Here is a 5679-nt window from a genome sequence, read left to right as displayed (position 1 = left end):
CGTTCAGGCCAGATGATAGCTTATCGCCCTGTCCGAAAAATGGGGACCACCTCTGGGCTCCCTCCTGCTACATTCCTTGTCGAAATGGTGGAAGGTATTCTGGGGTGTTACTACCCGACCCCGCCACGCATGCTGACCCTGAGCGAAAAAATTGTTGCGCAATACGTGCTGCGTGAAATGGTGGGTGGAAGTGTCGCACTGGATTCCACAGATTTTTTTGCGACCGAGGGTGGCACGGCGGCCATGGCCTACGTGTTCAATTCCCTCAAGCAGAACAGTCTCATCAAAAAGGGAGACAAGGTGGCTATCGGCATGCCCATCTTTTCTCCCTATATCGAAATTCCACAGCTTGAAGAATATGGCCTTGAAGTTGTGCCAGTGCAGGCCGATCCAGCTCTGAATTGGCAGTATCCGGAAGGTGAACTGGAAAAGCTGCGCGATCCGGCGGTAAAAATCTTTTTCTGTGTGAACCCCAGCAATCCCCCATCTGTCAAGATGAACGATGCGGCGCTGGAGAAGATTGCATCCATTGTTAAAGAACGCCCGGATCTGATGATCTTGACTGATGACGTTTATGGCACGTTTGCTGATGGCTTCCGGTCGCTTTACGCAATTTGTCCGCAAAATACGATCCTGGTTTACTCTTTCTCAAAATACTTCGGAGCAACAGGTTGGCGTCTGGGGGTAATCGGCATGCATAAGGAGAATGCTATTGATGCGCGATTGGCACAGCTTCCGGAAGAGGCAAAAAATGCACTGGTAAAACGCTATTCCAGCCTGACAACAGATGCCGCAAGCTTGAAGTTTATTGATCGACTAGTGGCGGATAGCCGTGCTGTGGCACTGAACCATACGGCTGGACTTTCGACCCCCCAGCAAGTTCAGATGGTACTTTTCTCATTGTTTGCGCTGATGGATCACGAAGGTCGTTATAAAGCGACGCTCAAGAGCGTCATCCGCCGTCGGGAAGCCGCGCTTTATCAGGAATTGGGAGTAGCGCCAGCAGAGGACGCGAATGCAGTTGATTACTATACTCTGATTGATCTGGAAGACGTCTGCCGCACCCTGTACGGCGACAACTTTGCCCAGTGGATGCTCAAACGTTCCAGCACAGGTGAGATCCTGTTCCGGATTGCGGATGAGACAGGCATTGTTCTGCTGCCAGGCACCGGGTTTGGCGCTACACGTCCATCGGCACGCGCCTCTCTCGCAAATCTCAATGAATTCCAGTACGCGGCGATTGGTCGTTCATTGCGAAAGATGGTTGAGGAATATCACGGCGAATTCGTGAAAACTCAGGAATAATCAAAACTACAGGGCTCCCTTCAAGGATGCTGATGCTGTTTTTAATCACGGGAAGAGAGGGCAGCCCTTTCTCTTCCCGTGCCGGAAAAGTATTCCCTATGTTTTCTAGGCGTGCCCTGCCTCTTTTTGCTGCAACTCTGGGAGTAGCTTCGATTATGCCTGCTTTTTCTCACACAGAAGCCTCAAGCGCTCCTCATGAGATGATTCATCAACAGATAGCGTTACCGCGCGTGCTCGTATTGGCGACTGGTGGCACGATATCCGGAAAGGCCGCCCCTCGGTCCGCCATTGGATACGACGCCGGCGTTGTAACGGGAGAGCAGTTGATTGCTGGTGTGCCGGGGGTCGAAAAACTAGCGCACTTGCAGGTAGAGCAGATCTCCAACATTGCATCCCAGAACATGAACAGCAAAGTCTGGTTCAAAATTGCCGAGCGTATTCAGAAGGCGTTCTCTAATAACGAAGCCGATGCTGTTGTGATCACTCACGGCACTGACACAATGGAGGAGACTGCTTTCTTTCTGGGGACCGTGATTGGAGATGCGCGGCCCGTTATTTTGACCGGCGCTATGAGGCCCAGCACAGCTATTAGTGCTGATGGCCCGGCAAATATGTATGAAGCTGTGAAAGTAGCGGTCGATCCGCAGGCCCGCGGGCGGGGTGTGCTAGTGGTTTTGAATGACGAAGTGCAGTCGGCACGTGGTGTGAGCAAAATGCATACGACGTCTCTTCAGACATTTCGTTCGCCTAATCTTGATCTTGTTGGATATGTTGATCCGGCAAGCGTGCGTTTTATTACTCCGGTAAAGCCTGAGCATCATCTTGCTCTTCCGAGAGATCACAAATTGCCTCTCGTACAGATTGTATATGCCCATGCAGATATGGATGCGCAGCAGATCGACGATGCCGTCAGGCATGGCGCACGCGGCATCGTGATTGCAGGGATGGGGGACGGCAATGTTTCGAGTGATGCCTTGGCTGGCATGGAACGAGCTACGAAGGCCGGCATAGTTGTCGTGCGCTCTACTCGTGTTGGCAGTGGTTTTGTAAACCGTAATGTAGAAGTTGACGATGACCGCTACGGTTTTGTGGCTTCTATGGACCTGAACCCACAAAAGGCGCGAATACTTCTTCAGCTGCTTCTGGCGAATGGAAAAAACACATCAGAAGATATTCAACCCATCTTCAACGCCGGGCTTTGAGTACGGAAATTTTGTATAACGAGTAATTAAATGAGGGCACGCCTTAAGAATTTATTGCGTGTGGATGAAGAATTGTCTGTTAAAAAAGCAGTTTTTTGCTTTCTGGTATTTGCAGGTGGTTTTTCATCTGCACATGCCGGTCAATGGTATACAGGTTCACTTGTTTCCCCGTCTGGCACAACACGCGAAGGAGTTTTGAATGTCGAACCCTACTATTCTTACAGCCAGCCTTTAGGAAGCTTTGGTCCACACGGGCGAACGCTACCAGCGTCTCACCCCTTACAGCGTATGTTTTCAAACTCCACTCTCTGGAAATACGGAATCTCTCAAGACTTCAGTATTCAGATTCATACAATCGTTGATTACGGGTGGAAACATGCTGACGGCCATTCTCATGGCCCCAAAACAGGTGATGTCCCTGTTGATCTGATCTATCGTTTGGTAAGGCCCGACCCAAGACGTTACATTCCTGCCCTTAACCTCTTTGCAGGAATGATTTTTCCTACAGGTGACTACAAAAAACTACACGATATTCAGGATGGGGTAGGGAGTGGCGCTTATGTTTTTCGCTTCGCCTTAACTGCGCAGTCTACTTATACGCTGCCGGGTCATCATGAATTACGTGTACGAGCATGGAACTGGTTTCGGCGGGCAGTTACTTCGGCCACACTGACCGATGAAACAAGTTATGGCACGGCCTATGGTTTCCGGGGGCGTGGCAGGCCGGGAATGAGTGGACAAAGCGGGTTTTCGTTGGAGTATGGCTTGACCCAGAAGTGGGTCTTGGTCATGGATCTTGCGCGAGATTGGTCGAATGGTTCAGTCTTGCGTGGGCACGATAGTAACGGAACTTATGTCAGTAAAATGGGATCTGCTAACACAGATTGGCAAATTGCTCCGGCTTTTGAATACAACTGGAATGCAAACTGGGGCATAATTGCGGGGGCAGTGTCTTATTTTTCTGGTCACAATAAAAATATCCAAGTCTCCCCGCAATTTGCACTTAACGCCATGTTCTAGCTCAAGTTGACAAAAGATCTATACAATATTCCGATACCTGATTCACTTTCTGCTTGTGTTATATAAGGACAAAGAGAGCAGGTATGACACGAGGTAATCTGATAGATCTGGAATGGTTGATGATTGAGCCTTTTCTGCCTCCGGGCGCCAAGGTAGGGGGCGTCCAAGCGGAGATAACTGCCTGTTTTCAACGGTATGCTGCGTGTCGTGCACACAGACTGTCTGGGAGGAGGAGTGCATGAGTCCCACGGCAAGTGGAATTCGGTTTATGTTCGGTTTCCGGTGGGTTGAACAGAGCGTCTGGGATGCCCTCTCGGCTTTACCCTCACAGGGGCGGTAGGTCTCAGACTACAAAGGCATATGTGCCCGGATGGAACTGCCGGTTTCAAATTCCGGGGCCATGCTGGCTGATTGGGTGTATGATAACGACAGTTTCCGTCGGGATCTGCCGCAGCATGGTATCGTGCCGGACATTCTATCACGCAAAGGGCAAAGTGCGCCGCAGAGAATAGACTGGCGGCGTTACCGAGATCGCAACGGCATCGAACGGATGTTCAATCATCGCCGCTAGGCTTTTTGGGGATCAGGTCTTTTGTCAACGTGAACTAAGGAGCGGGGCGCAGACCGTAGAACTCTCCGTACAAAGTGGATAGGGAAGTGCTCTCTTTGGCACGGCAGGATTGCAGTTTCCTGAGAGATAAGTCGGAGGGCGACGACACAATAGCGTGACCTTCCTTCAGTAGCTCCGGAAAGTTTCGAACTTCAACAGATTACAGGCATTAAAAGCCACATCCATCTCATGTGAGGACGCGATGACAGCCACCCGCCGCAATCTTCTCGCCCTTTCGGCTTTGGGAGGCGCAGCCGCGCTGATGCCCCGAAGCGGACAGACCCAGGACGCACAGCATGCTGGAGATGTTACCCCGACTATCGGTGACATTGTGCGTGATACGCTCCCAGTGAATGTAACGCAGACGGGCCAGCGGTTTCGTCCTCCGACGCGCATTGGACTTGGTGGGGTCCCGATTGGAAATGGCTTTGCCGCTGGTACGGATGAAGATGCTGAAGCCACGTTGGAAGCGGCCTGGGCTTTAGGGATACGCTATTTTGATACGTCGCCTTGGTATGGTCTGGGCTTGAGTGAGCGTCGGTTTGGCCATTTTTTGCACACGCGGCCACGGGATGAATTTGTTCTGTCCACCAAGGTTGGCCGATTGCTGACCGCCGCTCCACAGCCGCCTAATGGCACGATGTGGCATGATCCGTCTCCTTTCGCCTACCGCTATGACTACACGGCAGATGGCGTTCGACGGTCAATCGAGGACAGCCTTCAGAGACTGGGAATTTCCCGGCTTGATATAGTCTACATTCATGACCTGTCGCCAGAAAACAAGGATATGGGACAACGTTGGACGACTTATTTCGATCAAGCTGCCAAAGGTGCCATTCCGACGCTGACCAGAATGCGGGAGGAAGGTCTCATCAAGGGGTGGGGGCTCGGGGTTAATACGCCTCAGGCTGTCCTGCGAACCCTTGAGATCGGGGACCCGGATATTGTCCTTCTGGCAACGCAATATTCCATTCTACGGCATGACGAAGCTCTGACGCATACTTTGCCTGCGCTTGCCCCCCGTGGCATTTCGGCCGTTATCGGCGCGCCTTTGAATGCAGGTTATGCTGCCGGACGCAATCGCTATGATTACGGCGGCACTATTCCATCCGGGATGGGGCGTAAGCGGGCGGCGATGGAAGTTATAGCCAAGAAGCACGGAATTGACCTTCGTACGGCAGCACTTCAGTTCGCAGCCGCTCATCCGACAGTCGCAGCCGTCATTCCGGGAGCGCGTAATGCTGCCCAGATGCAGGCCAATGCGAAATCCATGGAAGTCTCGATTCCGACGGCTTTTTGGGATGAACTCAGGAAGAAAAATCTAATTGCGCAGACTGCACCTGTTCCTGCTCCAGTGTAAATACAAACTGGGCAGGTAGAGCGTTTGGTATCGCTTTTTTCTAAGGCATGGAAAGAGGATTAGATCTTTTATTTAGGAGAATATCATTTGTTTTAGAAATACTCGAAAGAGAATAAACCAATATTGAATTGTAATTTGTCAAAATTATTGATTACTAACGATTTTGTTCACTGTATTTCTAT

General features: G+C 51.1%; 5 protein-coding genes. All 5 read left to right on the top strand.

Going from position 1 to position 5679, the window contains the following annotated elements; genetic code table 11:
• On the top strand, positions 1 to 1305 hold a 1305-nt coding region (locus ABF979_RS16155), incomplete at its 5' end, for a bifunctional aspartate transaminase/aspartate 4-decarboxylase (protein ID WP_415560716.1).
• A 98-nt stretch (positions 1306 to 1403) separates the two neighbouring features.
• Positions 1404 to 2507 carry an asparaginase gene (locus ABF979_RS16150; protein ID WP_415560715.1) on the top strand — a complete coding sequence of 368 codons (1104 nt, stop codon included), beginning with the start codon at positions 1404 to 1406 and terminating at the stop codon, positions 2505 to 2507.
• A 30-nt stretch (positions 2508 to 2537) separates the two neighbouring features.
• Positions 2538 to 3527 carry a transporter gene (locus tag ABF979_RS16145; RefSeq protein ID WP_415560714.1) on the top strand — a complete coding sequence of 330 codons (990 nt, stop codon included), beginning with the start codon at positions 2538 to 2540 and terminating at the stop codon, positions 3525 to 3527.
• A 370-nt stretch (positions 3528 to 3897) separates the two neighbouring features.
• Entirely contained in the window at positions 3898 to 4098 is a 201-nt protein-coding gene (locus ABF979_RS16140; protein ID WP_415560713.1) for a hypothetical protein, read from the top strand.
• Positions 4099 to 4339: 241 nt separating this feature from the next.
• The gene (locus ABF979_RS16135; protein WP_415560712.1) at positions 4340 to 5497 is read left to right on the top strand and encodes an aldo/keto reductase; all 1158 of its coding nucleotides are present in this window, start codon (positions 4340 to 4342) and stop codon (positions 5495 to 5497) included.
• The last annotated feature ends 182 nt before the right edge of the window (positions 5498 to 5679 follow it).

This window comes from Gluconobacter sp., from assembly GCF_047723935.1.
Lineage (GTDB): Bacteria > Pseudomonadota > Alphaproteobacteria > Acetobacterales > Acetobacteraceae > Gluconobacter.
The sequence above is the reverse complement of the archived record's forward strand: the minus strand, read 5'-3'. Positions and strand labels throughout refer to the sequence as shown.

Coding starts and splice junctions, on each gene's coding strand:
- ABF979_RS16150 (WP_415560715.1), top strand. CDS start 1,404: ATGTTTTCTAGGCGTGCCCTGCCTCTTTTTGCTGCAACTCTGGGAGTA.
- ABF979_RS16145 (WP_415560714.1), top strand. CDS start 2,538: ATGAGGGCACGCCTTAAGAATTTATTGCGTGTGGATGAAGAATTGTCT.
- ABF979_RS16140 (WP_415560713.1), top strand. CDS start 3,898: ATGGAACTGCCGGTTTCAAATTCCGGGGCCATGCTGGCTGATTGGGTG.
- ABF979_RS16135 (WP_415560712.1), top strand. CDS start 4,340: ATGACAGCCACCCGCCGCAATCTTCTCGCCCTTTCGGCTTTGGGAGGC.